Consider the following 25,669-nt stretch of genomic DNA (forward strand, 5'->3'; position numbering starts at 1 on the left):
CCCCCCGCCGCCGGCCGCCACCCTGTCGATCAAGAGGTTCGCGTCGCTGAGGACGGGGGCGGAGGACGAAAACTTCTCGATCACCGCGCGTTGGGCCGGCCGGAGGCGTGGCGGGGTGGGGTCCGCTGGGGGCGGGCCCCACCCCGGGTGGGTCAGGCTGAGGTGACGGAGAGGCCGTCCTTGGTGTCGGAGAGGTCGACCTTCACCGTGTCGCCGTCGCGGATCGCGCCGCCGAGCAGGGCCCGGGCGAGCTGGTCGCCGATGGCGGTCTGGACCAGCCGGCGCAGCGGGCGGGCGCCGTAGATCGGGTCGTAGCCGTGCTCGGCGAGCCACCCCCGGGCGGGCTCGGTGATGTCCAGACCGAGGCGACGGTCGGCGAGCCGGTTCCGCATCCGCGTCAACTGGATGTCGACGATGGAGCGCAGATCCTCGCCGCGCAGCGCGGCGAAGACCACGATGTCGTCCAGGCGGTTGAGGAACTCCGGCTTGAAGTGCGACCGGACCACCGCGAGGACGCCCTCGCGGCGCTGCTCCTCGCCGAGCGTCAGGTCGCCGATCACCGACGACCCGAGGTTGGAGGTGAGGATCAGAATCGCGTTGCGGAAGTCCACGGTGCGGCCCTGGCCGTCGGTGAGCCGGCCGTCGTCGAGCACCTGGAGCAGCACGTCGAAGACGTCCGGGTGGGCCTTCTCCACCTCGTCCAGCAGGATCACCGAGTACGGCCGGCGGCGCACCGCCTCGGTCAGCTGGCCGCCCTCCTCGTAGCCGACGTACCCGGGTGGGGCGCCGACCAGGCGGGCCACGGAGTGCTTCTCGCCGTACTCGCTCATGTCGATGCGGACCATGGCCCGCTCGTCGTCGAAGAGGAACTCGGCGAGCGCCTTGGCCAGCTCGGTCTTGCCGACGCCGGTCGGCCCGAGGAAGAGGAAACTGCCGGTCGGCCGGTCCGGGTCGGCGACCCCGGCCCGGGCGCGGCGGACCGCGTCCGAGACCGCCCCGACCGCCTCGGTCTGGCCGACCACCCGGGAGCCCAGCGACTCCTCCATCCGGAGCAGCTTCGCCGTCTCACCCTCGAGCAGCCGGCCGGCGGGGATGCCGGTCCAGGAGGCGACCACGGCGGCGATGTCGTCCGCGCCGACCTCCTCCTTGAGCATCGCGCCGTCGGCCTGGAGCCGGGCCAGCTCCTCCTCGGCCTGCCGGAGCTCGACCTTGAGCGCGGGGATGCGGCCGTAGCGCAGCTCGGCGGCGCGCTCCAGCTCGCCGTCACGCTCGGCCCGCTCGGCCTCGCCGCCGAGGCGTTCCAGCTCCTCCTTGGCCGTGGAGAGCTTGGTGATGTGGCTCTTCTCCGTGTGCCAGCGCTCCGACAGCGCGGTGAGCTGCTCACGCTTGTCGGCCAACTCCTTGCGCAGCCGTTCCAGCCGCTCGGCGGAGGCGGCGTCCGGCTCCTTGGCCAGCGCCATCTCCTCGATCTCCAGCCGGCGCACCGCCCGCTCGATCTCGTCCACCTCGACCGGGCGGGAGTCGATCTCCATCCGCAGCCGGGAGGCCGACTCGTCGACCAGGTCGATCGCCTTGTCGGGGAGGAACCGGTCGGTGATGTAGCGGTCGGAGAGGGTGGCGGCGGCAACCAGCGCGGCGTCGGTGATCCGTACGCCGTGGTGCACCTCGTAGCGCTCCTTGAGGCCGCGCAGGATGCCGATGGTGTCCTCGATGGTCGGCTCGCCGACCAGCACCGGCTGGAAGCGCCGCTCCAGCGCCGGGTCCTTCTCGATGTGCTCGCGGTACTCGTCGAGGGTGGTCGCGCCGACCATCCGCAGCTCGCCCCGGGCCAGCATCGGCTTGAGCATGTTGCCGGCGTCCATCGAGCCCTCGCCCTTGCCGGCGCCGACCACGGTGTGCAGCTCGTCCAGGAAGGTGATGACCTGCCCGTTGGAGTTCTTGATCTCCTCCAGGACGGACTTCAGCCGCTCCTCGAACTGGCCGCGGTACTGCGCGCCGGCCACCATCGCGCCGAGGTCGAGCGAGACCAGCTTCTTGTCCCGCAGCGACTCGGGCACGTCCCCGGCGACGATCCGCTGGGCCAGGCCCTCGACGATGGCGGTCTTGCCGACGCCCGGCTCACCGATCAGCACCGGGTTGTTCTTGGTACGCCGGGAGAGCACCTGGATCACCCGGCGGATCTCCGAGTCCCGGCCGATGACCGGGTCGATCTTGCCGTCCCGGGCGCTGGCGGTCAGGTCGACGCCGTACTTCGCCAGCGCCTGGTAGGTCTGCTCCGGGTCAGCGGTGGTGACCCGGCGGTCCCCGCCCCGGACGGTCGGGAAGGCGGCGACCAGGTTCTCCTCGGTGGCGCCGGCCGACCGGAGCGCGCCGGAGACGGCGCCGCCGACCCGGGCCAGGCCGGCGAGCAGGTGCTCGGTGGAGGTGTACTCGTCGCCCAGCGGCCGGGCGATCTGCTCGGCGGCGCCGATGGCGTTGACGAACTCCCGGGCCAGGGTCGGCTCGGCGATGCTGGAGCCGCGCGCCGCGGGCAGCGCGTCGATCGAGCGCTGCGCGGTCCGACGCAGCTCGGCCGGGTCGGCCCCGGCGGCGCGCAGCAGGCCGGCGGCGGTCGAGCCGTCGGTGTCCAGCAGTGCCAGCAGCAGGTGCCAGGGCTCCACGGTGGCGTGGCCGCGCTGGTTCGCCAGCGCGACGGCACCGGTGATGGTCTCGCGGCTCTTGGTGGTGAGGCGTTCCGTGTTCATGGGCTCCCCCGGATCGGCGTGTCCATCAGTAGGGACACAACCAGAGTTGAGCGTATTCCGCTCAACTCTAGCGCTGTGGCCCGGGTCACTCGAAGGTCGCTCAGCCGTCCTGCACCACCACCCGCACCCAGCGTCGGTCGGTCCCGCCGCCCGCGCCCAGCAGGACGTCCTGCGGCCCTCGGGCGACGACCGTCCCGTCGGCCAGCACGGTGAGGTGGTGCTCCGGTCCGACCGGCCAGCCGAGCCGCTCGTACCGGCCGTCGACCAGCAGGCCGGGGCCTTCCGGGCCGTTCACCGCCACCCGCCCCGCACCGAGCGGGGCCACCGACCCCACCCGGTCCGGGCGCTGCGGCGCGGTCACCGGCACCCAGCCGTCCCGGTGCCGCCAGAGCGCCGGGAGGCCCGCGCGGTCGGGGCGCTCGCCGACCAGCCACAGCTCGCCGTCCGGGGCCGTCCGCACCCGGACGACGAGCACCTCGCCGCCGGGCGAGGGCAGCGGCCCGGCCCGCCAGCTCCGACCCCGGTCCGACGAGACCGCCGCGTACGGCCACCCGGCGTCGTCCACGCCCGCCGCCGCCAGCAGGCCGCCCCCCTCGCCGACCGTGTCCACCCTCGGGACCGAGGGCTGCGCGGCCAGGGCGACCAACCGCCGGCCGTCCCACCGGGCCACCCGGCCGGTGGCCTGGTCGACCTGGAACCGGCCCTGCGCGGCCCGCCACACCGCCGGCTCCCCAGCGGTACGCGGGAAGCTGGCCCCGCCGTCGGTGGAGGTGTACCAGCCCTCCCCCTCCGCCCGGATCGCCGCCATCCCCGGCGCGGTGTAGAGCTGCTGGTCCTTCGCCAGTGGCCGGGGGTGGCGCACCCGCGACCAGGAGCGGCCACCGTCCAGGGTGGTGTAGAGCACCGCCGGGCAGTTCCGGTCCGGCGGGCGGCTGCCGCAGCTGCCGAAGAGCGCCCAGCCGTGGTCCGGGCCGGTGAACTCGACGTACGGGCGGTCGTACCGGCCGGCGATGGCGAGCGCGGCCCGGCGTACCTCGACGCCGTCGGCCTCCGGCGACGGCGCGGGCGCGGTGCCGACCGGCCGGGGCGGCGCGGACGCCCGGACCGGCGGTTCCCGGCGGACGTCGCCGATCGCCGAACAGGCGGCGAGCACCGGCACGAGCGACAGGGCGGTCAGCGACCGCGGGGCTCGACAGATCATGCCGGCCTCCTCGACGGGGTAGCCTTGCCCGGGTGCGAGTACGTGTCGAACAGACTGCCCTACCGGGAATCGGCATGCGTCACGATCTGGTGACGGAATCCGGCCGCCGGCTAGGCGTGGTGTCCCACCGCAATGGCCGCCGTGACCTCGTCCTGTTCGACCCGGACGATCCCGACTCCTGCCAGGCTGACATCCCGCTGACCGACGACGAGGCGGAGGCGCTCGCCGACATCCTCGGCGCGTCGCTGATGCTCGGCCAGCTCTCCGGCCTGCGCGAGCAGGCGGCCGGGCTGCTCACCGAGCAGATCGCCATCCCGGCGGGGTCGAAGTACGTCAACAAGCGGCTCGGTGACACCAAGGCGCGTACCCGCACCGGCGCCTCCATCGTGGCGGTGCTGCGCGACGGCGAGGTCAACGTCTCGCCCGATCCCTCCTTCCGCTTCGCGGCCGGTGACGTGGTGGTCGTGGTCGGTACCCGCAAGGGGCTCGACGGCGTTACCGCCATCCTCGCCGACAGTGACCCGGACGGCTGAGGCGGATGCACGAAACCACCACCCTGCTCGTCGAGGTCGGCGCGCTGCTGCTGCTCCTCGGTCTGCTCGGCCGGCTCAGCCGGCGGTTCGGGGTCTCCCCGATCCCCCTCTACCTGCTCGCCGGGCTCGGCTTCGGCCACGGCGGCCTGCTGCCGCTCAACGCCAGCGAGGACTTCTTCGCCGTGGGCGCCGAGATCGGCGTCATCCTGCTGCTGGTCATGCTCGGCCTGGAGTACAGCGCCAACGAACTGGTCGGCAACCTCCGCGCGGCGGCCCCCGCCGGCCTGATCGACGCGCTGCTCAACGCGCTGCCGGGCTTCGCGTTCGCGCTGCTGCTCGGCTGGGGCTGGATCGCCGCCGTGGTGCTCGGCGGCATCACCTGGATCTCCTCCTCCGGCGTGATCGCCAAGGTGCTCAACGACCTGGGCCGGGTCGGTAACCGGGAGACCCCGGTGGTCCTCTCCGTGCTGGTCATCGAGGACCTGGCCATGGCGCTCTACCTGCCGCTGGTCACCGCGCTGCTGGCCGGCGTCGGCCTGGCCAAGGGCGGCATCGCCCTCGGCATCGCGGTGTTCACCGTGGTCGTCGTGCTGGTGGTCGCCATCCGGTACGGCCACCTGATCTCCTCGGCGCTCTCGGCCAAGGACCCGGAGGCGCTGCTGCTCGGGGTGCTCGGCCTGACCCTGCTGGTCGCCGGCGTGGCGGCGAAGCTCCAGGTCTCCGCCGCGGTCGGCGCCTTCCTGGTCGGCATCGCGCTCTCCGGGCCGGTGGCGCACCACGCGACCGAACTGCTCTCCCCGTTGCGGGACCTCTTCGCGGCGGTGTTCTTCGTCTTCTTCGGCCTGGTCACCGACCCTCGGGACATGCCGCCGGTGCTGCTGCCGGCGCTGGCGCTGGCCGTGGTCACCATGGGGACGAAGCTGCTCACCGGTTACCTGGCGGCCCGCCGGGCGGGCATCGCCGAGCCCGGTCGCTGGCGGGCCGGCTTCGCGCTGACGCCGCGCGGTGAGTTCTCCATCGTCATCGCCGGCCTGGCGGTCGCCGCCGGCACGGTGGAGCCCCGGCTGGCGGCGCTCGCCACGGCGTACGTGCTGATCACCGTGGTGACCGGGCCGATGCTGGCCCGGCTGCCCGACATGCCCTGGTTCAAGGCCTGGCTCCGCCGGCGGGCCGCGGTCCGCCGACCCCAGCCGCTGCCCGCGACGGACTGACCTCGTCCGGCCGGATCGACCGTACGGCCGATCCGGCCGGACCAGGCCGTCACCGAATTGCTCCCGACAGGCCCTTCCGCCGGCCCGCCGGCACGCGCTACCGTGGCGCCCCGACAGGCCAGGGCTCCGCGGGTGGCCGGTGTCCGCCCCGCGGGCGCGAGCGGAAGGTTGCCGGTGAGCGTGCAGGAGTCGACGTTCCACGGCTTCGCCAACCCCGTCGATCCGTCGCCGACGGAGTTGCGGGCCTGGGCCTACCAGCCCGATTCGGTGCCGCTGTCCTCGATGCCGCCGGACTGGGACCTGCTGGTCGCCGGCGACCATCTGGTGCTGGCCCTCTTCGACCTGGCGATGGACCCGGCCTGCCCGGCCCGCCGGTTCGCCCAGCACTGCCTCTACATCTACGCGGCCGACGGCATCCGGACGAACTTCCGGGCCCACCCGAAGCGTCGCTTCCGCAAGCTGGTCGAGCAGGCCGAGCGGGACGGCGACGAGCCGATGCGCATCTGGGCGCACAACAGCCGGGTGCTGCTGGCCCGGCCGGACCTCTTCGTCTACCGGGACTGGTGCGAGGGCGGTCTGGTGCGGGAGAACCGCCGGATCGGCTGAGCGCCGCCGTCCGGGGTCGGCGTCCGGTCAGCCGGCCCCGATGCCACCCACGGCGACGTCGACGGCGCGGCGCAGCTGCGTGAGGATGCGGTGGGGATCGCCGGCGAGCAGCTCGTCGACCTGCTCCGGCGCCTCCATCAGCGAGACCATCGCACTCACCACCGCGCCGACCAGCGCGCCCACCATGGCGGCGGCCTCGACCCGGTCCAGCCGGTCGGGGAACGCCGCGTGCAGCCGGGCGGCCAGCCGCTGCTGAGCGGAGAGCAGCCGGCGCAGCGCCATCCCCTGCACGGCCGGCACCGAGAAGACCATGCGCAGCCGTAGCGGAACCGCGCGGTCGAAGACCTGCCCGAACTGCTCGGCACGATCGAAGACCGCGCCCATCGCCCGGACCAGGACGTCGGCGGGCGAGTCGTCGGGGCCCCGCTGGTCGATGACGGCGAAGGCCAGCACCAGCCGCTCCTCGGTGTCGGCGAAGAGGAGCTCCTCCTTGCTCGGGAAGTAGCTGAAGAAGGTGCGGGCGGAGACGTCCGCGCCGGCCGCGATGTCGGCGATCGTCGTGTCGTCGTACCCGCGCTCCTCGAACAACGCGAGGGCGGCGGATATCAGCGCCTGCCGGGTGCGTTCCTTCTTGCGCTCACGCAGCCCGGGGCCGGTCGTCATGCCACCAGATTACTGCACCGGACGCTTACCTTCATTCATTGCAATTTTGCAGTCACTGTGGTTTCCTGCGTCCATGGAACGCATCCTCGAGCGCCTGGGGCGGATGACCGCCGCCCACCCGTGGCGGACCCTGACCGCCTGGCTGCTCGCCGCGGTCGCCCTGCTCGCCGTGGGCCAGGCGACCGGCGGCACCTTCGTCGACAACTTCCGGATCCCCGGTGCCGAGTCGCAGCAGGCCGCCGACCTGGCCCGCGCGGCGTTCCCCGGGTACGGCTCGGCCAGCGCCGAGGTGGTCTGGCACAGCCCCGAGGGCGACCTGCGCACGCCGGACCGGCGGGCCGCCGTCACGGCGATGATCGAGGCGGTCCGCCACCAGTCCCACGTCACCTCGGTGGAGGACCCGCTCGCCGGCGCCGGGGTGGTCAGCCCCGACGGACGCACCGCCGTCGGCACCGTCCGGTACGGCCGCGAGGCCGGCGACCTCGGGCCCGAGGCGTACCGGCGGCTGGAGGCGGCCGCCGCCCCGGCCCGCGCCCAGGGTGTGCAGGTCAGCTTCCGAGGGCTGGTGGTCGACGTGGCGTTCGAGCCGGAGACCGGACCCGCCGAGGCGGTCGGCCTGGGCGTCGCGCTGCTGGTGCTGCTGGTCGCGTTCGGTTCGGTGGTGGCCGCCGGGCTGCCGGTGCTGGTGGCGCTCGCCGGGCTGGTCGTCGGCACCGCGCTCGTCCTGATCACCGGTTCCCTGGTGGAGATCCCCGGTGCCGCGCCGATCGTCGCGGTGATGCTCGGCCTCGGCGCGGGCATCGACTACGCGCTCTTCGTGGTCACCCGCTTCCGTGCCGAGCTCGCCGAGGGGCATCCGCCCGTCGCCGCCGCCGGACGGGCGGTGGCCACGGCCGGGCACGCCGTCCTCTTCGCCGGGGCGACCGTCGTCGTCGCCATCCTCGGGCTGCTCTTCACCGGCATCCCGTTCGTCGGCGCGATGGGCGTCGCCGCCGCCCTCACCGTCACCGCGATGATGCTCGCCGCCCTCACCCTCCTCCCCGCCCTCCTCGGCCTGCTGGGCGGCGGCGTCAACCGCTGGCGTCTCCCCGACCGCGCCTCGGTCCCGGTGCTCCGCGGGTTCGCGCCGGGCCCCGGCCGGCCCGCCGACGGGAACTCCCCGGTCACCACCGTTGGATGGTGGGTGCGCTGGGGACGGCGGCTGGACCGGCGGCGGACGGCGTACGCGCTGGCGGCCACGGTGGTGCTGCTGGGACTGTCGGCGCCGTTGCTCGGCCTCCGGCTCGGCACGCCCGACGACGGCAACCAGCCCCGGCACTGGCCGCAGCGGCAGGCGTACGACACCGTCGGGCGGGAGCTCGGGCCGGGCTGGAACGCCCCGCTGGTGCTGGCCGTGCACCACCCCGGCGGCGCGCCGGCCGACGCCGCCCTCACCCGGCTGGCCGGGGCGCTCGCCGCCGACCCCGAGGTGGCCCTGGCCACCCCACCGACCCGCAGCCCGGACGGCAGGCTCGCGCTGCTCACCGTGGTGCCCCGGCACGCGCCACAGGACCAGCAGGTCAGCGACCTGGTGCACCGGATCCGGCGTACCGTCGGGCCGGCGGCGCTCGCGTCGGACGGCGCGCGGGTGGCGGTCGGCGGACAGACCGCGTACATGATCGACATGGCCGACGCGGTCGCCCGCCGGCTGCCCTGGGTGGTCCTCGGCGTGGTGCTGGCCGCCGGGCTGCTGCTGGTGGCGATGTTCCGGGCGCCGCTGATCGCGCTGAAGGCCGCCCTGATGGCGCTGCTCTCGATCGGTGCCGCGTACGGCGTGCTGGTGGCCGTCTTCCAGTGGGGCTGGGGCCTCTCGCTGCTCGGCGTCGACCAGCCGGTGCCGATCATGTCCGTGGTGCCGATGCTGCTCTTCGCGATCCTCTTCGGACTCTCCATGGACTACGAGGTGTTCCTGCTCTCCGCCGTACGCGAGGAGTACCGGCGTAGCGGCGACCCGCGCCGGGCGGTGGTGGCCGGCCTGGCCGGCACCGGCCGCGTGATCACCGCCGCGGCCACGATCATGGCGGTGGTCTTCGTCAGCTTCGCCGCCATCGACGACACCCTGGTCAAGATGATCGGGATCGGGCTGGCCACGGCGGTGCTGGTCGACGCCACGGTGATCCGGGTGGTGCTGGCGCCGGCGCTGCTCGGCCTGCTCGGCCACCGCGCCTGGTGGCCGCTGCGGCGGCCGTCCACCGCACCGGCCGGACCCCGGACGGCCGAAGCCACCCGCTGACCCGGCCGGCCACGACACTGCCCGAGGCCGGGACGGCCGGACCCGCCCGCCGACCGGTGCGGCCCGGCGCGACGAAACGGGCCGGGACCCCCCGTGGGTCCCGGCCCGCACGTGGACGGGATCGTCAGCGTTCCGGCCCGTCCTGCTTCCGCTGCCTGGCCTCTCTCCGCCCCTGGTCGACGCCGTGGTCGACCTGATCGGCGAACCGGCCGTTCTTGATCTTGTCGGTGAACCCGCCCGCGGTGATCTGGTCGAACTTCTTCCGGACGTTCTCCGCCACCCGGCTGAGTCGGTCCTCCGTCTGCTCGGACACCTTCTTCGCCGAATCCGCCATGTGGTTCCCCCCGCCGGTTCGGAGTCCGAATTAAGCTGGTTGGACCTGATTCACAGGCTATCGGATCCGGTTCGGCCGCGCCGGGATTCCCCGAACCACGGGCCGGTCGAGGGGCACCACGGCGCACGGGCCGGAGGCGGCCCGCACGGTCAGCGGTCGGTCCGACGCGGACGCCAGACGACCAGCGCGGTCGAGGTGCGGTTGGTCGGCACGAGATCACCACGGGGGAAGCCGCCGAGCGACTCCAGCTCGGCGATCCGCCGGTACGCGGCGTCCAACTCCGCCTCCAGCCGGGCGACCCGCTGCTGCGCCTGCTCCAGCAGCCGTTCCAGGCCGATGATCCGCTTGACCCCGGCCAGGTTGATGCCGTCGTCCTGGCTGAGCCGCTGCACCTCGCGCAGCAGCACCACGTCGCGCACGCTGTAGCGACGCCCGCCACCGGCCGCCCGGCCGGCCTGCACCAGGCCGAGCCGGTCGTACTGCCGCAGGGTCTGCGGGTGCATCCCCGCCATCCGCGCCGCGACCGAGATCATCAGCACCTTGGCCTCGTAGGCAGGATCACCCGAACCGACGAACCCGTCCGACACCCCACTCACCTCCGCACCCGATCAACCGGTCAACCGACCCGACGCACCCGCGCGTCGAGATGCTCCCGTCCGGCCGGCGGGGTCGACCGGGCGAACGACTCCAGCGCCGCCCGCGCCTCGTCCGACACCGTCGCCGGCACCACCACGTCCAGCGTCACCAGCAGGTCGCCGGCCTGACCCTCGCGCCGGACCACCCCCTTGCCCCGGGCCCGCAGCACCCGCCCGGACGGCGTGCCCGGCGGCACCCGCAGGGTCACCGCGCCGTCCAGCGTCGGCACCCGCAGATCGGTGCCGAGCACCGCCTCGGAGAAGGTGATCGGCACGGTCAGGGTGAGGTCGTCCCCGGTACGCCCGAACAGGTCGTCCGGACGGACCTTGACCTGCACGAACAGGTCGCCGGGCGGCCCGCCGCGCTCGCCCGCCTCACCGCGCCCGGCCAGCCGGATGCGCTGGCCGTCGGCCACCCCGGCGGGGAAGCGGACGTTCAGCGTGCGGGTCTTGGTCACCCCGCCGGTGCCCTGGCACTCCGGGCACTTCTCCTCGACGACCGTGCCCACGCCCTGGCAGTTGCGGCACGGCTCGGAGAAGCTGAACGACCCCTGGTTGCGGGTGGTCACCCCGGCGCCCTGGCAGACCGGGCAGGTCTTCGGCTGGGTGCCGGGCTTCGCGCCGTTGCCGTGGCAGGTGTCGCAGACCCCGGGGGCGCGCAGCGACAGCGGGAGGGTCACGCCGCGCACCGCGTCGGAGAAGTCGAGCGCGACCTCCGTCTCCACGTCCCGGCCCCGGGCCGGCCCGCGCGGACGCGCCGGGCCACCGGCCCCGCCGCCGGAGAAGATCGAGCTGAACAGGTCGGTGAAGCCGCCTCCGCCGAACCGGGCGTCACCCCCACCGGCGCCGCCGAACAGGTCGGAGACGTCGAAGGGCACCCCGCCGGGCTGCCCGGCGCCCCGGGCGTTGCGCCGGAACGCACCCGAGCCGAACAGCGAGCGCATCTCGTCGTACTCGCGGCGCTTGGCCTCGTCACCGAGCACCGCGTACGCCTCGGAGGCGATCTTGAACCGCTCCTCGGCCTTCGGGTCACCCGGATTGTGGTCCGGGTGCGACTCCCGGGCCAACTTCCGGTACGCCTTCTTGATCTCGTCCGAGGAGGCGGACTTCTGCACGCCGAGCGCGGCGTAGTAGTCCTTCTCGAGCCAGTCCTTGGAACTCACCGGTCCACCCCCTTCCGAGTGATGTGGCCCGGTCGCCCCGCCCGCCGGTTGGCGGCGGGCGGGGCGACCGGATGGTCGTGCACTATTCCGGGTCGGCGACCGCGACCAGCGCGGGCCGCAGCAGCCGCTCGCCGAGCAGGTAGCCCCGGCGCATCACCTGCACGCAGGTCGGCTCGGTGACGTCCGGCGAGGTCTGGTGCGCGACCGCCTCGTGCCGGGTCGGGTCGAACGGGTCGCCCTGCTCCCCGAACGGGGTGAGCCCGAACTTGCCCAGCGCCGTGGTGAGCTGATCGGCGACGGTGCCGAACGGCCCCACCAGGTCACCGTGCTCGCGAGCCCGGTCCAGGTCGTCCAGGATCGGCAGCAACGCGGCGAGCACCGAGCCGGTCGCCTGCTCCTGGACCACGCCCCGGTCCCGGTCCACCCGCTTGCGGTAGTTGGCGTACTCCGCCGACACCCGTTGCAGGTCCCGGGTCCGCTCGTCGAGCTCGGCCCGGAGCGCCTCCAGCTCGGCCCCGAGGGGCGAGCCGGTGGCGCCGCCGTCGACCGGCGCGGGAGCGTCCACCACCGGCGGTCCGGCCGCGGCCGGCCCGCTGAGCGAGGTGGCTTCGATCTCGATCTCGTCGACCACGACCTCGGCCTCCTCGACCAGGCCCTCGGCCGGGACGTCCGTCCCGGCGTCGGCGGCGGCCGGCGCCTCCTCGCTCTTTCCGATCTTGCGGTTGTTGCGGATGACGACCCGCGGCCCGTCGCCGGCGGCCGGCTCCCCGGGCCCGGAGCCACCCGGCGCAGACCCGGTGGCGGCCGGGTCGGCGGCTCGTGGCTTCTGCGTCATGCGACTACCTCGATTTCTCTGCCGTGGTTCCGTGGTGGGGACAGGTCACTTCTTGTCCTCGTCCACGATCTCCGCGTCGACCACGTCGTCGGCGCCGCCGGCCTGCTGGCCGCCGGTGGCACCCGCGCCCGGGCCGGCCGCGCCCGGCTGCTCACCCTGCTCGCCCTGCGACGCGTAGAGCAGCGAACCGGCCTGCTGGGAGACCTGCGCCAGCCGCTCGTGGGCCGCCTTGATCTTCTCGATGTCCTGGCCGCCGAGCGCGCCACGCAGCTCACCGAGGGCCTCGTTGAGCTGCTCGCGGTTCTCGGCGGGCAGCTTGTCACCGCTCTCGGCGAGGAACTTCTCGGTCTGCCACTGCAGCGCCTCGGCCACGTTGCGGGTCTCGGCCTCCTCGCGGCGGCGCTTGTCGTCCTCCGCGTGCTCCTCGGCGTCCCGGCGCATCCGCTCGATGTCGTCCTTCGGCAGCGAGGAGCCGCCGGTGATCGTCATCTTCTGCTCCTTGCCGGTGCCCAGGTCCTTCGCGTGCACGTTCACGATGCCGTTGGCGTCGATGTCGAACGCGACCTCGATCTGGGGCACGCCGCGCGGCGCCGGCGGGAGGCCGGTCAGCTCGAAGGTGCCGAGCTTCTTGTTGTAGGCCGCGATCTCCCGCTCACCCTGGAAGACCTGGATCAGCACCGACGGCTGGTTGTCGTCCGCCGTGGTGAAGACCTCGGAGCGCTTGGTCGGGATGGTGGTGTTGCGCTCGATCAGCTTGGTGAAGATGCCGCCCTTGGTCTCGATGCCCAGGCTCAGCGGCGTCACGTCGAGCAGCAGGACGTCCTTGACCTCGCCCTTGAGCACGCCGGCCTGCAGGGCGGCGCCGACGGCGACGACCTCGTCCGGGTTGACGCCCTTGTTGGGGTCGCGGCCGGTGAGCTGCTTGACCAGGTCGGTCACGGCCGGCATCCGGGTCGAGCCGCCGACCAGGATCACGTGCTCGACGTCGGAGATCTTGATCCCGGCGTCCTTCACGGCCTGCTCGAACGGGCCCTTGCAGCGGTCCAGCAGGTCCTGCGTCATCCGCTGGAACTCGGCCCGGCTGAGCGTCACGTCCAGGTGCAGCGGGCCGGCGGACCCGGCGGTGATGTACGGCAGGTTGATGTTGGTGGTGGTGGCGGCGGAGAGCTCGATCTTGGCCTTCTCGGCGGCCTCACGGAGCCGCTGGAGGGCCATCTTGTCCTGGCCGAGGTCGATGCCGTGCTCGCCCCGGAAGGTCTTCACCAGGTGGTCGATGATGCGCTGGTCCCAGTCGTCACCACCGAGGTGGTTGTCACCGCTGGTGGACTTGACCTCGATGACGCCCTCGGCCAGCTCCAGCAGCGACACGTCGAAGGTGCCGCCACCGAGGTCGAAGACGAGGACGGTCTGCTCCTTGGAGCCCTTGTCCAGCCCGTACGCCAGGGCGGCCGCGGTCGGCTCGTTGACGATCCGCAGCACGTTGAAGCCGGCGATCTCACCGGCCTCCTTGGTGGCCTGGCGCTGACCGTCGTTGAAGTAGGCCGGGACGGTGATCACCGCGTCGGTGATCTGCTCGCCCAGGTACGCCTCGGCGTCCCGCTTGAGCTTCATCAGCGTCCGCGCCGAGATCTCCTGCGGGGTGTACTTCTTGCCGTCGATGTCGACGGACCAGTTGGTGCCGATCTCCCGCTTGACCGAGCGGATCGTCCGGTCCGGGTTGGTCACCGCCTGGCGCTTGGCGACCTCACCGACGAGCACCTCGCCGTTGCGGGCGAACGCGACGATCGACGGGGTCGTCCGCGAGCCCTCAGCGTTGGCGATGACGGTGGGCTCACCGCCCTCGAGAACGCTGACGCAGGAGTTCGTCGTGCCGAGGTCGATACCGACCGCACGTGCCATCTTCGCTTCCTCGCTTCGTTACATTGAGCAGGTCACAGGGCCTGCCCGGCGGGCCGCCCGCAGCGACCGCACCATAAGTTGAGTGAACTTGACTCAATAGTGCCACGCCGCCGGCAAACCGCAAGTCGGGGTTGAGCCAACCCGACGCAACCCGACCGTTATTACCGTCCGGTTGTCTTCCCTTGCATCGGTCGGGCACGCTTTAGCGGTGACGACGAAAGGCGATCCCGCCACCCGGTCCGGCGCGCCCCCCGTCGCCGCCCGCACCGGGTCGTCCGACGCCGGCGAAGAGCCCGCCGGCACCGCCGCGGAGGGCCTCCCCGCCGCGCTGACCGGACTGCGGGCCGCGATCGGCGCGGCCCGGTTCCCGCTCGCCCTGCCCTCGGCCGAGCCGGCCCGGCGCACCGCCGCCGCGCTCACCGACCAGCTCGACGACTACCTGCTGCCCCGGCTCGCCCGGCTCGACGCGCCCCTGCTGGTGGTGGTCGGCGGTTCCACCGGCGCCGGCAAGTCGACCCTGGTCAACAGCCTGGTCCAGGCCCGGGTCAGCGCCGCCGGGGTGCTCCGCCCGACCACCCGCTCACCGGTGCTGGTCTGCAACCCCGCCGACGCGGCCTGGTTCCGCCAGGGCGACCTGCTGCCCGGGCTCACCCGCACCACCGAGCCGAGCGAGGACCCGCGCGCCCTCCAACTGGTCACCGCGCCCGCGCTCCCGCCCGGGCTGGCCTTCCTGGACGCGCCCGACATCGACTCGGTGGTCGACGCCAACCGGGCCCTGGCCGGCCAGCTGCTCGCCGCCGCCGACCTCTGGCTCTTCGTCACCACCGCCGCCCGGTACGCCGACGCCGTCCCCTGGGAGCTGCTCCGCAGCGCCCGGTCCCGGGGCGCCGCGATCGCCATGGTGCTCGACCGGGTGCCGCCGGAGGCCGCCGACGAGATCGCCGCCCACCTCTCGGAGATGCTCGCCGCGCAGGACCTCGGCGCCGCCCCGCTCTTCGTCCTCCCCGAGACCTGGGTCGACGGGCAGGGGCTGCTGCCCGACAAGGTCACCGCGCCACTGAGCGCCTGGTTCGCCCGGCTCGCCGCCGACGCCGAGGCCCGGGCCGCCGTGGTGCGGCAGACCCTCGACGGCGCGCTCGCCTCGCTGCACCCGACGGTGGAGGCGCTGGCCGAGGCCGCCGACGAGCAGGTCACCGCCGCCGAGGCGCTCGACGAGCGGGTCCGGGCCGCGTACCGCGGCGCGCAGCGCACCGTCGAGGAGGGGCTCAAGGACGGCCGGCTGCTCCGCGGCGAGGTGCTCGCCCGCTGGCAGGAGTACGTCGGCACCGGCGAGTTCTTCCGCACCCTGGAGGCCCGGATCGGCCGGCTCCGCGACCGGGTCGTCGCCGCGGTCACCGGGCGGCCCGCCGCGCCCGCCGTGGAGCTGCGCAACGCCATCGAGTCCCAGCTGGTCACCCTGCTGCGCGGGGTCGCCTCCGAGGCCGCCGAGAACGCGTACGCCGGGTGGAAGGCGCACCCGGCCGGGGCGGCGCTGGTCGACCCGGCCCTCGCCCACCCCTCCGACGACCTCTCCGAGCGGGCCGAACGGCTGGTCCGGGACTGGCAGCGCGGGGTGCTGGAGCTGGTCAAGGAGGAGGGCGGCGACCGGCGCTTCGTGGCCCGCACCGCCGCGTACGCGGTCAACGCCACCGGGCTCGCCGTCATGATCGCGGTCTTCGCCTCGACCGCGTTCATCCCCACCGGCCTGGAGGTGGCCACCGGGGCCGGCACCACCGTCGCCGCGCAGGCCGTGCTCCAGGCGATCTTCGGCGACCAGGCCGTGCGTACCCTCGCCGCCAAGGCCCGGGCCGACCTGCTGGACCGGATCCGGACGCTGCTGGACGAGGAGGCGGCGCGCTACCTGAGCCGCACCGACGAGGCCCGGCCCGGCGTGGACGCCGGTGCCGAGCTGCGCCGGTCCGCCGGCCGGGTCGAGGTGGCCCGGCACCGCAGCGGGCTCGCCGACGGCGACGGCCCGGCGCTGACCGGCCCGGGCGGTGAGCGCCGGTGACGGGCATCGTCGGTCGGATGCGTGAGGCGTTCCGGGGCGACCAGCGGGTCGACGCCGACGCCCTGGTGGCCCGCCTCGACGCGGTGCGCCGCTTCCTGAAGGCGGTCGACGGCGAGGTGCCGGACTCCCAGCTCGTCGGCGCGCACACCCTGGTCGAGCGGGCCGGCACCCGGCTGGCGCTCTCCCGCGACCACACCGTGGTGGCGCTCGCCGGAGCCACCGGCAGCGGCAAGTCCAGCCTGTTCAACGCCCTGGCCCGGCTGGAGCTCTCCCCGGTCGGGGTGCGCCGCCCCACCACCGGCGTCGCGCACGCCTGCGTCTGGGGGCCGCTGGACGGCGGCAACAGGCTGCTCGACTGGGTCGGCGTGCTGCCCCGGCACCGGTTCGTCCGGGAGAGCGCGCTCGACGGTGACGACGAGACGGCCCTGCACGGGCTGATCCTGCTCGACCTGCCCGACTTCGACTCGGTGCAGCGGTCCCACCGGCTGGAGGTGGACCGCCTGCTCGGCCTGGTCGACCTGGTGGTCTGGGTGGTCGACCCGCAGAAGTACGCCGACCGGGTGATCCACACCAGCTACCTGCGGGAGTTCCACCGGCACAAGGACGTCACCCTGGTCGTGCTCAACCAGGCCGACCGGCTCCCCCCGGCGGAGGTGCCCCGGGTCCTGGCCGACCTGCGCCGGCTCCTCGACGCCGACGGGCTGGACGGGGTGCCGCTGCTGGCCACCACGGCGGTGCAGCCGACCGGCATGGACGGCCTGCGGGAGGCGCTGGAGCGTACGGTCGCCGAGCGCCAGGCGGCGCTGCGCCGGCTCGCCGGCGACGTGGACATCGTCGTGGACGACCTGGCCGAACTGGTCACCGCCGAGGTGCCCCGTGACCTGCCCGACGAGACCACGGTCCGGTCGCTGGACCGGGCCCTGGCCGGCGCGGCCGGGGTGCCGGCGGTGGCGGAGGCGGTGCAGGGGGCGTACCGGCACCGGGCCGGCGCGTCCACCGGCTGGCCGCTGGTGCGCGGCTGGCGCAAGCTCCGGCCGGACCCGCTGCGCCGGCTGCACCTGCCCGGGCCGTCCGGCGACGTCGACCGGCCCGAGGAGAGCCTGGTCGCCGCGACCTCGGTGCCCGACCCGACGGTCGCCCAGCGGTCCGCGGTGGGGCTGGCGATCCGCGCGGTCGCCGACCGCTCCGGCGCGGCGCTGCCGGCGCCCTGGCAGAGCGCGGTGACCACGGCCGCCCGGTCCCGCCTCAACGACCTGCCGGACGCGCTGGACCGCGCGGTCGCCGGCACCGACCTGGGCATGGACCGCCGGCCGCTCTGGTGGCGTCTCGTCGGCGGCCTGCAGTGGCTGCTCACCCTCGCCGCGCTGGCGGGCCTGGGCTGGCTGCTGCTCGGCTACGCGCTGCGGGCGCTCGGCCTGCCCGCGCTGGACAATCCGCGCGTCGGCGAGGTGCCGCTGCCCACCCTGCTGCTCCTGGGCGGCCTGCTCGCCGGGCTGCTGGTGGCCGCGGTGACCCGGCCGGTGGTCCGCTGGGCGGCCCGCCGCGCCCGACAACGGGCCGAGCAGCGACTCACCACGGCGGTGGCCGAGGTGGGCGACGCGTACGTCCTCGAACCGGTCCGGGTCGTGATGGGCCGCTACGGGCGGGCCCGGGAGGCGTTGCGCGACGCCGCCCGGTGACCGTCGCCCGGTGACGCCGCGCGTCGGCACGGTGTCCGGGCCCGCCCGGGCGGCGTAGGGTCGGTCCATGGCCACGCCACAGACCCCCTACGACGCGGTGCTCCAGGCCGCCCGCGACGTGACCAGGCTGGACACCGCGCTCGACGCCGAGATGCTCGGCGCGGCGCTGCTGGGCAGCGTCTACGCGATCGCCGACACCGACCGTGAGACGGCGGTCCGGGAGTTCGTCGCCGGTTTCCTGACCGCCACCGCGCGTCGCCGTACCGCCGCCGCGACCACCATCCGGTCGGTCTTCGCCGCGCTGGTGCCGGACGCCGAGGGCGCGGCGAAGGTCCGCCCGGGCACCCAGGCGCCGGCCTGGTCGGGCCAGCTCGGGCGGGTCCACCTCACCGGCACCTGGTCGTACGGCGACGTGTACGGCGACCAGACCTCCTACCTGGCCACCTTCGCCTACGACGACGAGACGGTCGGCGGCCCCGAACACGCCCTGGTCGCGCTGGTCGACCACAACATCGGCATCACCAAGGACGTCTTCGTCGGCGGCCCGGCCGAGCGGATCCTGGAGCAGGTCCGGCAGATGTGCGGCGCCGACGACCTGACCTGGTTCCGGGAGGAGGATCCGGCCCGGATGCGCGGCGAGGTGCGCCGGCACCTGGCCATCACCGACGACCTGGGCGACCTGCCCGCCGAGGGTTCACTCGCCACGGACCGGGCCCTGGTCGGCGCCCGGCTGGCGGTGCTGCCGCAGGCGCCGGTCGACGTCCGGGACGCCGAGCCGCTCGGCGTCGACGAGCGCACCGCGCTGGTCCGGGCCTTCCTGGCCTCGCCGGAGGCCGCGCGGGCCGGGCTGGACGGCCTGGCCGGTGACGCCGAGCTGGCCTCGCTGCACTTCTGCCTGGGCCTGCTCCTCGACCACGCGGCGACCTTCCCGGACGCGGACCCGCTGCGCTGGTCCCCGGCGGTCGCCGGGCTGTTCCTGCTCGACTGGGTGCACCGGCGGGCGGTGCTGGACATGGACGACGCGGCGATGCTGCCCCGGGTGCTGCGCGCCTGGGCGGCGTACGCCGGTCACCGGCGGGGGCTGCCGGAGCGGGCGGTGACGCAGACCGACGAGGCGATCGAGGAGCTGGTGCCCGAGTTCGCCCGGCTCTACAGCACCGGGGAGCGGCGCAGTCCGGCCACGGCCGCGGTGGCGCAGCTGATGGCCGACGGCGTCGACCCGGACGACCCGGCCGCGCTGGACGCCTGGATCGAGGCCAACCGCCAGCGCCTCGGCGACGACGGCTAGGCCAGGGCGCGGTAGACCACCCCGGCGACCAGGCCGCCGACCACACCCCCCACCACCACCTGGGCGACGGTGTGGTCGCGCAGCCGGACCCGGGACCAGCCGACCAGAGCCAGCAGCGGGGCGGCGGCGAGCAGCCGGGCGCCGAAGGTGAGCACCAGCACGACCACCGTGCCGGCGGCCACCGCGGAGTGGATCGACATCTTCCACCAGTGGCTGACGCCCACCGCCACGACCAGGCCGACCACCCCGGCCGCGACCAGGGCCAGCACCGGTCGCGGCGCCCCGAGCGCCGCGAGCAGCGCCAGGCCGGCGGCGGCGGAGGTCAGCCCGAAGAGCAGGGGTACACGCCGCTGCTCGCGTACCCCGACGTGGTGGTCGGTGATTCGGCCACGCCGCACCCCGCCGACGATGTACGCGAACGGGATGCCGGCGGCGAAGAGGGTGGCGAGCAGTCCCCAGACCAGCCCGTGGCCGCCGCCCGCGGCGTGCCAGCCGACCAGCACGGTCAGCACGCTGACCAGGATCGCGGGGGCGGTCAGCTCGGTGACCAGCCGGGCCAGCCGGGTCGCCGGGCCTCCGGGCGCCTGGGTGGGTGGAGGGTGCCCGTCGCCGCCACCGTCGATCACGTCCAGCGCCCCGTCCCCGATCCCGTCCCGCCCTGCCCGGTCTGGTGCCGGCCGCGCTCCGGCGTCGCACCGGGTCAGCTGGCGTCGTTCGTCACCGTACCGTCCGGGCCGGTGTGTCGGGGGTTGGTGGGCGCGGGCCCGACCGGGGGCTGCGGCGCCGGGCGCGGGTCGGTCGCCGGGCGGATCGCGGCGGACGGCGGTCGGAGGGTCGCGGCGGGCGGGTTGACGCCGGCGGCCGGCGGGCGGACCGGCCGGTGCGGTGGGTCGGCCCGGTGGCCGGGAGCGGTCCCGGCGCCCGGCCGGCCGGGCTGCGCCCGGGTGGTCGCCGGGGCCGGGATCGCGGTGGCGCTCGGCCCGGCGACGGGGCTCGCGGTGACGGTCACGGTGGGCGTCGGCGCGGCGGTGGGCCCGTCGGTGGGCTCGCCGGGCGGGGACGTCGCGGTGGCGCTCGGCCCGACCGTGCGGGTCGGCGCACCGGTGGCGCTCGGTGCGGCGGTGGCGGTCGGGTCCGGGGGCGGCGCGGAGAGGGTCTCGGACGGCTCCACGGTGGGGTCCGGCGTCGGCGTGGGCTCCGGGGTCGGCCCGGGGGTCGGGGTCGGCCTCGGGGAAGCACCGGGCGGGGGCGTCGGACGACGCGGCGCGGGGACCCAGGGCAGCAGCGGGGTTGGCGGCCGTCGGGCCGAGCCGGGGTCGGGGGCGGCGGGTGGCGCCGGCGCGGCGGCGGGCCCGAGCAGGTCCGGGGTGGCCGGGGCGGGGGCGGTCGGGGCGGGCCGGGGCAGCGCGGGCTGCCCGGTGGCGGGGACCGGTACCACCACCGGACCGACGGAGGGGGTGGGCAGGAACGGGGTGCGGCCGTCCGGCAGCGCGCTGCTGCCGACGGTCGCCGAGCCGGTGCTGATCGCCGCGAGGATCGGCATCGACGCCGTGCCGGCGAGGAGCGCCACGGTGAACAGATAGCCCCGGCCGGAGCGCCCGGAGCCCAGGGCGCGGTGGACGCCGACGACCCTCCGGTAACCGCCGGCCCGGTGCCGGCCGAGCAGCGGAGCAGCGGGACCTTCGCCGGACTCGGACACGCGCACTCCCTGTCGTCGACCACGGGTGGGGAAAGGCCGGAGCGGGCCGACCCTCCCAAACGGACAAAGGTCGCGAACCGCCCATCGGCTACCGGGTCAGCTTGGCCCAGTGACGCTCAGTTCACCAGCCACCACAGCGTGTCGACACACAAATTGTCCGACGCCGCGGATCTTCCAAGCGACAAATGCGTTGATGCGTCGCGAAGCAGACGGAAGCCGACCGGCGGGTAGGGCCATACTGTGGGCCCGCTCACCTCCTCTGCAATCATTCAGGCACGACGGCAACGCAGCCGCGACCTCCGCGCACCCCGCGGCAGGCGCGGTTGGGCGCCGGCGCTCCCGAACCGGGTTCGACCCATGGATCCGGCTCAGGCCGCGCGGCAACCCTCACCGGGGCTAGGCGCGGTCACCAGGAACCAGTCCGGCACCGGCCGGGCCGGCGCACGATTTGCGCGGACGGGCCACCGCCCGGCTCCGGCGCAGACACGACAGGGAGAGACGGATGGCAAAGGGCGACCCCGGGGTCACCAGCCGCGGCCGGCGGGCCGCACCCCGGTCCAAGCGCACCGCCGCGGCGGGCGAGCCGGAACTGGTGCAGCTGCTCACCCCCACCGGTGAGCGGATCGAGAGCGCGACCGGCCCGGACGGGACCGAGTACCGCGTCGACTTCACCGACGAGGAGTACCGCGGGCTCTACCGCGACCTCGTGCTGGTCCGCAAGCTCGACGCCGAGGCCACCGCGTTGCAGCGGCAGGGTGAGCTGGGCCTCTGGGCCAGCCTGCTCGGCCAGGAGGCGGCGCAGGTCGGCTCCGGCCGCGCGCTGCGGAGCCAGGACATGGCCTTCCCGACCTACCGGGAGCACGGCGTCCTCTACTGCCGGGGCATCGACCCGATCATGCCGCTCGGCCTGTTCCGCGGCGTCGACCAGGGCGGCTGGGACCCGAACGAGTTCAAGTTCAACATGTACACGATCGTGATCGGGGCACAGACCCTGCACGCGACCGGGTACGCCATGGGTGTCCACATGGACGGCCGGACCGGCACCGAGGACGGCGAGGCGGTGATCGCCTACTTCGGCGACGGCGCCACCAGCCAGGGCGACGTCAACGAGGCGTTCGTCTGGGCCAGCGTCTTCAACGCCCCGCTGGTCTTCTTCTGCCAGAACAACCAGTACGCCATCTCCGAGCCGCTGGAGCGGCAGACCCGCGTCCCGCTGTACCAGCGCGCCGGCGGCTTCGGCTTCCCCGGCGTCCGGGTGGACGGCAACGACGTGCTCGCCTCGTACGCGGTGACCCGGCACGCGCTGGACAACGCCCGGCTCGGCCAGGGCCCCAGCCTGATCGAGGCGTACACCTACCGGATGGGGGCGCACACCACCTCCGACGACCCGACCCGCTACCGGATCGCCAGCGAGGTCGAGGCCTGGCAGGCCAAGGACCCGATCGCCCGAATGAAGGCGTTCCTGACCAAGCAGCAGATCGCCGACGCCGACTTCTTCGCCTCCGTCGACGAGCAGGCCCGCGCCGAGTCGGTGCACCTGCGCGAGCGGGTGCTGGAGATGCCCAACCCGGAGCCGGTGACGATGTTCGACCACGTCTACCCCAACGGGTCCCCCGAGCTCGACGAGCAGCGGGCGCAGTTCACGAAGTACATGGAGTCGTTCGAGGGGAGCGCCCACTGATGGCCACGGAGACGCTCACCCTCGGCAAGGCCCTCAACACCGGCCTGCGCAAGGCCCTGGAGAACGACCCGAAGGTCGTCATCATGGGCGAGGACGTCGGCAAGCTCGGCGGCGTCTTCCGGATCACCGACGGCCTCCAGAAGGACTTCGGCGACCAGCGGGTCATCGACACCCCGCTGGCCGAGTCCGGCATCATCGGCACCGCGGTCGGCCTGGCCATCCGCGGCTACCGCCCGGTCTGCGAGATCCAGTTCGACGGCTTCGTCTACCCCGCGTACGACCAGATCGTGTCGCAGGTGGCGAAGATGCACTACCGCTCGCAGGGCAAGGTCAGGATCCCGATGGTGATCCGGATCCCCTACGGCGGCGGCATCGGCGCGGTCGAGCACCACTCGGAGTCGCCCGAGGCGTACTTCGCCCACACCGCCGGCCTGAAGGTCGTCTCCTGCGCCACCCCGCAGGACGCGTACTCGATGATCCAGCAGGCGATCGCCTCGGACGACCCGATCGTCTTCCTGGAGCCGAAGCGGCGCTACTGGGAGAAGGGCCCGGTCGAGCTGGACGCCCCGCTGGACGCGGCGTACCCGCTGCACTCCGCCCGGGTCGTCCGGCCCGGCACCGCCGCCACCGTGCTGGCGTACGGGCCGATGGTGCGGACCTGCCTGGACGCGGCGACCGCCGCCGCCGAGGACGGCCGGGAGCTGGAGGTCGTCGACCTGCGCACGCTCTCCCCGCTGGACCTGACCGCCGCGTACGAGTCGGTGAAGCGCACCGGCCGGTGCGTGGTCGTGCACGAGGCCCCGGGCAACCTGGGCCTGGGCTCGGAGATCGCGGCCCGGATCACCGAGGAGTGCTTCTACTCCCTGGAGTCCCCCGTGCTGCGGGTCACCGGCTTCGACACCCCCTACCCGGCCAGCCGGGTGGAGGAGGAGTACCTGCCCGACCTCGACCGGGTGCTCGACGCCGTCGACCGCACCTTCGGCTGGTGAGCGGCATGTCGCGGATCAAGGAGTTCAACCTGCCCGACCTGGGCGAGGGCCTGACCGAGGGCGAGATCCTCGCCTGGCTGGTCAAGGTGGGCGACGTCATCGAGCTGAACCAGCCGATCGTCGAGGTGGAGACGGCGAAGGCGGCCGTCGAGATCCCGGCGAAGTGGGCCGGCCAGGTCCGGGCGATCTTCCACCCGGAGGGAACCACGGTCGAGGTCGGCACGCCGATCATCTCGATCGACACCGACCCGGGCGCCGGCCCGGTCGAGGAGTCGACGACCGGCGCCCCCGCCTCCGCGCTGCCCACCCCGTCGGCGGCCTCGCTGGCCGCGGTCGAGGTGGCCCCGGCGGAGGGCGCGATCGAGCCGGGCCTGATCGGCGGTCCCGCCCCGGGCGGCCGCACCGCCGTCCTGGTCGGCTACGGCCCCCGCACCACGGCGGCCAAGCGCCGCCCGCGCAAGGGCGCCGTCCCGGCCCAGGCGTCCGCGCCGGCCGCCCCGGTCTCGGCCGCTCCGGTCGCGCCGGCTCCGGTGGCGCCCGCCCCGGTGGCGCCCGTGTCGCCGGCTCCGGTCGCCAACGGCAACGGGCGGGTCGGCGGGCTGGTGCTGGCCAAGCCGCCGGTGCGCAAGCTCGCCAAGGACCTCGGCGTCGACCTCGCCACGCTGACCGGCTCGGGCCCGCTGGGCTCGATCACCCGGGAGGACGTACAGCGGGCGGCGAGCGCGGCCCCGGCGGCGGCCGAGCCGCTGACGGTGACGACGCCGGCCACGGCCGCCGCGAGCTTCGGCGCGGACCGCGAGCAGCGCATCCCGGTCAAGGGGGTACGCAAGCTCACCGCCGAGAACATGTCCCGCTCGGCGTTCACCGCCCCGCACGTCACGGAGTTCCTCACCGTCGACGTGACCCGGGCGATGAAGGCCCTGGACCGGCTCCGCACCCGGCGGGAGTGGCGCGACGTCCGGGTCTCGCCGCTGCTGCTGGTGGCCAAGGCGGTGCTGCTGGCCGCCAAGCGGTACCCGATGGTCAACTCGACCTGGGCCGGCGACGAGATCGTGGTCAAGGACTACGTCAACCTGGGCATCGCGGCGGCCACCGAGCGGGGCCTGATCGTGCCGAACATCAAGGACGCCGGCCGGCTCTCGCTGCGCGAGCTGGCGGACGCGATGACCGACCTGGTGCAGACGGCCAAGGCCGGGAAGACCTCCCCGGCGGACATGTCCGGCGGCACGCTGACGATCACCAACGTCGGGGTCTTCGGCGTCGACACCGGTACGCCGATCCTGCCCCCGGGCGAGTCGGCGATCCTGGCCTTCGGCGCGGTCCGCGAGATGCCGTGGGTGCACAAGGGCAAGGTCAAGCCGCGCCAGGTCACCACCCTGGGTCTCTCCTTCGACCACCGGATCATCGACGGTGAGCTCGGCTCGAAGTTCCTCCGTGACATCGGGGACTTCCTGGCCGACCCGGAGGCGGCGCTGCTCGCCTGGACCTGACGGGTCCACGACACCAGGCCACGGCCGGTGTGCCACGGGTGAACGCCCGGCACACCGGCCGTGGCCGTTGGTCGAAGAAAACTTCGGCTATCACCCCCGTTGACCTACGATCCTTAGGCGGGTGTCTCAGCTCACCTAATAATCGATGGAATTTGGGAGCGCGGTGCGCTTCAATGGACACATCAGGGGCTGACAACCGAATAGCCGGAGGAGAGACCACCATGAGCATGATCGAGCGAATCCGCACCCGCCGCGACGCCAACCGCCGCGCCCGTGCCATCGAGCACGCGCTGCGTTCCGCCAACTCGCCGGCCGTGCGCGAGGAGATCCTCGCGATCGCCCAGCGTCACATGAGCTGACGCCACCCCGACTTTCCTCACCTCCTCCAGATCGACGACCCGCCCGGGCCTCCCGGGCGGGTCGTCGGCGTTCCGGGCGGCTGAGACCGGGATTCCACCTCGACCCGACGCCCGGTACGGTGGGGCACGGTCGCCACCCGTCGACCCGTGACGAGATCGAGCCGGATGAAAGCCGATCGACACCGTCCGGCGACGCGGAGTGACGGCCGGTGCTCCCCGGACGCCCCGCGCGGCCACCGGATACGGTGCGGGGAGCCCGCACGGCCGATCCGCCGGCGACAGCCGGCGACCCAGCCGACCGGAACCGGACGGCATCGGCGGCCGACATGTGATGGAGG

The 25,669-nt window shown here is 74.2% G+C and carries 21 protein-coding genes; 11 read left to right on the top strand and 10 right to left on the bottom strand.

All coding sequences use genetic code 11. The features are described 5' to 3' along the window. Positions 1-152: 152 nt before the first annotated feature. Positions 153-2,744, bottom strand: coding sequence for an ATP-dependent chaperone ClpB (gene clpB / locus AC5L3Z_RS11055; RefSeq protein ID WP_494841458.1), 2,592 nt, complete (start codon positions 2,742-2,744; stop codon positions 153-155). Positions 2,745-2,844: 100 nt separating this feature from the next. After that, positions 2,845-3,945 carry a beta propeller repeat protein gene (locus AC5L3Z_RS11060; protein WP_494841459.1) on the bottom strand — a complete coding sequence of 367 codons (1,101 nt, stop codon included), beginning with the start codon at positions 3,943-3,945 and terminating at the stop codon, positions 2,845-2,847. Between the two features lie 32 nt (positions 3,946-3,977). Here AC5L3Z_RS11060 and AC5L3Z_RS11065 point away from each other — a divergent pair, with 32 nt between their 5' ends. From AC5L3Z_RS11065 to AC5L3Z_RS11075, 3 genes are all read left to right on the top strand, one after another. Next, a complete protein-coding gene (locus tag AC5L3Z_RS11065; RefSeq protein WP_494841460.1) occupies positions 3,978-4,478 on the top strand; it encodes a cation:proton antiporter regulatory subunit in 501 nt (166 codons plus the stop codon). A gap of 5 nt (positions 4,479-4,483) precedes the next feature. Further along, positions 4,484-5,689: a cation:proton antiporter gene (locus AC5L3Z_RS11070; RefSeq protein ID WP_494841461.1), complete on the top strand. Its 1,206-nt coding sequence runs from the start codon at positions 4,484-4,486 to the stop codon at positions 5,687-5,689. A 174-nt stretch (positions 5,690-5,863) separates the two neighbouring features. Next, positions 5,864-6,295 (top strand): hypothetical protein, encoded by a 432-nt coding sequence (locus tag AC5L3Z_RS11075; protein ID WP_494841462.1) that lies wholly within the window; start codon positions 5,864-5,866, stop codon positions 6,293-6,295. A 27-nt stretch (positions 6,296-6,322) separates the two neighbouring features. On the opposite strand, the gene AC5L3Z_RS11080 is transcribed toward AC5L3Z_RS11075, so the two are convergent. Beyond that, positions 6,323-6,958 carry a TetR/AcrR family transcriptional regulator gene (locus AC5L3Z_RS11080; RefSeq protein WP_494841463.1) on the bottom strand — a complete coding sequence of 212 codons (636 nt, stop codon included), beginning with the start codon at positions 6,956-6,958 and terminating at the stop codon, positions 6,323-6,325. A 73-nt stretch (positions 6,959-7,031) separates the two neighbouring features. Here AC5L3Z_RS11080 and AC5L3Z_RS11085 point away from each other — a divergent pair, with 73 nt between their 5' ends. Continuing rightward, complete coding sequence (locus tag AC5L3Z_RS11085; RefSeq protein ID WP_494841464.1) at positions 7,032-9,230, top strand: MMPL family transporter; 2,199 nt, start codon at positions 7,032-7,034, stop codon at positions 9,228-9,230. A gap of 124 nt (positions 9,231-9,354) precedes the next feature. Here AC5L3Z_RS11085 and AC5L3Z_RS11090 read toward each other — a convergent pair whose 3' ends face one another. From AC5L3Z_RS11090 to dnaK, 5 genes are all read right to left on the bottom strand, one after another. Further along, positions 9,355-9,564: a hypothetical protein gene (locus tag AC5L3Z_RS11090; protein WP_494841465.1), complete on the bottom strand. Its 210-nt coding sequence runs from the start codon at positions 9,562-9,564 to the stop codon at positions 9,355-9,357. 149 nt (positions 9,565-9,713) lie between these two features. Beyond that, positions 9,714-10,151 carry a heat shock protein transcriptional repressor HspR gene (locus AC5L3Z_RS11095; RefSeq protein WP_334524593.1) on the bottom strand — a complete coding sequence of 146 codons (438 nt, stop codon included), beginning with the start codon at positions 10,149-10,151 and terminating at the stop codon, positions 9,714-9,716. A gap of 29 nt (positions 10,152-10,180) precedes the next feature. After that, on the bottom strand, positions 10,181-11,362 hold the full coding sequence (dnaJ, locus tag AC5L3Z_RS11100) for a molecular chaperone DnaJ (RefSeq protein WP_494841466.1): 1,182 nt from the start codon (positions 11,360-11,362) through the stop codon (positions 10,181-10,183). An 82-nt stretch (positions 11,363-11,444) separates the two neighbouring features. Beyond that, positions 11,445-12,197, bottom strand: a complete 753-nt coding sequence (grpE, locus tag AC5L3Z_RS11105; RefSeq protein ID WP_494841467.1) for a nucleotide exchange factor GrpE — start codon at positions 12,195-12,197, stop codon at positions 11,445-11,447. A gap of 45 nt (positions 12,198-12,242) precedes the next feature. After that, entirely contained in the window at positions 12,243-14,096 is a 1,854-nt protein-coding gene (gene dnaK / locus AC5L3Z_RS11110; RefSeq protein ID WP_494841468.1) for a molecular chaperone DnaK, read from the bottom strand. 208 nt (positions 14,097-14,304) lie between these two features. Between dnaK and AC5L3Z_RS11115 the strand changes: the two genes are divergently transcribed. The 3 genes from AC5L3Z_RS11115 (at position 14,305) to AC5L3Z_RS11125 (ending at position 19,113) form a co-directional block, all read left to right on the top strand. After that, positions 14,305-16,146: an ABC transporter gene (locus AC5L3Z_RS11115; protein ID WP_494841469.1), complete on the top strand. Its 1,842-nt coding sequence runs from the start codon at positions 14,305-14,307 to the stop codon at positions 16,144-16,146. 17 nt (positions 16,147-16,163) lie between these two features. Beyond that, positions 16,164-17,825, top strand: a complete 1,662-nt coding sequence (locus AC5L3Z_RS11120; protein ID WP_494841470.1) for a GTPase — start codon at positions 16,164-16,166, stop codon at positions 17,823-17,825. A gap of 67 nt (positions 17,826-17,892) precedes the next feature. After that, positions 17,893-19,113, top strand: a complete 1,221-nt coding sequence (locus tag AC5L3Z_RS11125) for a hypothetical protein (protein WP_494841471.1) — start codon at positions 17,893-17,895, stop codon at positions 19,111-19,113. On the opposite strand, the gene AC5L3Z_RS11130 is transcribed toward AC5L3Z_RS11125, so the two are convergent. Both AC5L3Z_RS11130 and AC5L3Z_RS11135 read right to left on the bottom strand, forming a co-directional pair. After that, a complete protein-coding gene (locus AC5L3Z_RS11130; RefSeq protein WP_494841692.1) occupies positions 19,110-19,736 on the bottom strand; it encodes a phosphatase PAP2 family protein in 627 nt (208 codons plus the stop codon). The two genes, AC5L3Z_RS11125 and AC5L3Z_RS11130, sit on opposite strands and share 4 nt — an antisense overlap. A 77-nt stretch (positions 19,737-19,813) precedes the next feature. After that, positions 19,814-20,812 (bottom strand): hypothetical protein, encoded by a 999-nt coding sequence (locus tag AC5L3Z_RS11135; RefSeq protein ID WP_494841472.1) that lies wholly within the window; start codon positions 20,810-20,812, stop codon positions 19,814-19,816. A gap of 502 nt (positions 20,813-21,314) precedes the next feature. Between AC5L3Z_RS11135 and pdhA the strand changes: the two genes are divergently transcribed. The 4 genes from pdhA to AC5L3Z_RS11155 all read left to right on the top strand — a co-directional run bounded on the left by pdhA (position 21,315) and on the right by AC5L3Z_RS11155 (position 25,331). Beyond that, positions 21,315-22,493: a pyruvate dehydrogenase (acetyl-transferring) E1 component subunit alpha gene (pdhA, locus tag AC5L3Z_RS11140; protein ID WP_494841473.1), complete on the top strand. Its 1,179-nt coding sequence runs from the start codon at positions 21,315-21,317 to the stop codon at positions 22,491-22,493. Next, positions 22,493-23,482 carry an alpha-ketoacid dehydrogenase subunit beta gene (locus AC5L3Z_RS11145; protein WP_494841474.1) on the top strand — a complete coding sequence of 330 codons (990 nt, stop codon included), beginning with the start codon at positions 22,493-22,495 and terminating at the stop codon, positions 23,480-23,482. Before pdhA ends, AC5L3Z_RS11145 begins: the two co-directional genes overlap by 1 nt. 5 nt (positions 23,483-23,487) lie before the next feature. Next, positions 23,488-24,972, top strand: a complete 1,485-nt coding sequence (locus AC5L3Z_RS11150) for a dihydrolipoamide acetyltransferase family protein (RefSeq protein WP_494841693.1) — start codon at positions 23,488-23,490, stop codon at positions 24,970-24,972. A 221-nt stretch (positions 24,973-25,193) separates the two neighbouring features. Next, complete coding sequence (locus AC5L3Z_RS11155) at positions 25,194-25,331, top strand: hypothetical protein (RefSeq protein ID WP_168222356.1); 138 nt, start codon at positions 25,194-25,196, stop codon at positions 25,329-25,331. Positions 25,332-25,669 lie beyond the last annotated feature (338 nt).

Source organism: Micromonospora sp. LZ37, from assembly GCF_059359015.1.

Bases quoted from the DNA above. Each gene is read 5' to 3' on its own strand.
- clpB (WP_494841458.1), bottom strand. From the start codon at position 2,744: ATGAACACGGAACGCCTCACCACCAAGAGCCGCGAGACCATCACCGGT.
- AC5L3Z_RS11060 (WP_494841459.1), bottom strand. From the start codon at position 3,945: ATGATCTGTCGAGCCCCGCGGTCGCTGACCGCCCTGTCGCTCGTGCCG.
- AC5L3Z_RS11070 (WP_494841461.1), top strand. From the start codon at position 4,484: ATGCACGAAACCACCACCCTGCTCGTCGAGGTCGGCGCGCTGCTGCTG.
- AC5L3Z_RS11080 (WP_494841463.1), bottom strand. From the start codon at position 6,958: ATGACGACCGGCCCCGGGCTGCGTGAGCGCAAGAAGGAACGCACCCGG.
- AC5L3Z_RS11085 (WP_494841464.1), top strand. From the start codon at position 7,032: ATGGAACGCATCCTCGAGCGCCTGGGGCGGATGACCGCCGCCCACCCG.
- AC5L3Z_RS11090 (WP_494841465.1), bottom strand. From the start codon at position 9,564: ATGGCGGATTCGGCGAAGAAGGTGTCCGAGCAGACGGAGGACCGACTC.
- grpE (WP_494841467.1), bottom strand. From the start codon at position 12,197: ATGACGCAGAAGCCACGAGCCGCCGACCCGGCCGCCACCGGGTCTGCG.
- dnaK (WP_494841468.1), bottom strand. From the start codon at position 14,096: ATGGCACGTGCGGTCGGTATCGACCTCGGCACGACGAACTCCTGCGTC.
- AC5L3Z_RS11120 (WP_494841470.1), top strand. From the start codon at position 16,164: ATGCGTGAGGCGTTCCGGGGCGACCAGCGGGTCGACGCCGACGCCCTG.
- AC5L3Z_RS11125 (WP_494841471.1), top strand. From the start codon at position 17,893: ATGGCCACGCCACAGACCCCCTACGACGCGGTGCTCCAGGCCGCCCGC.
- pdhA (WP_494841473.1), top strand. From the start codon at position 21,315: ATGGCAAAGGGCGACCCCGGGGTCACCAGCCGCGGCCGGCGGGCCGCA.
- AC5L3Z_RS11145 (WP_494841474.1), top strand. From the start codon at position 22,493: ATGGCCACGGAGACGCTCACCCTCGGCAAGGCCCTCAACACCGGCCTG.
- AC5L3Z_RS11150 (WP_494841693.1), top strand. From the start codon at position 23,488: ATGTCGCGGATCAAGGAGTTCAACCTGCCCGACCTGGGCGAGGGCCTG.
- AC5L3Z_RS11155 (WP_168222356.1), top strand. From the start codon at position 25,194: ATGAGCATGATCGAGCGAATCCGCACCCGCCGCGACGCCAACCGCCGC.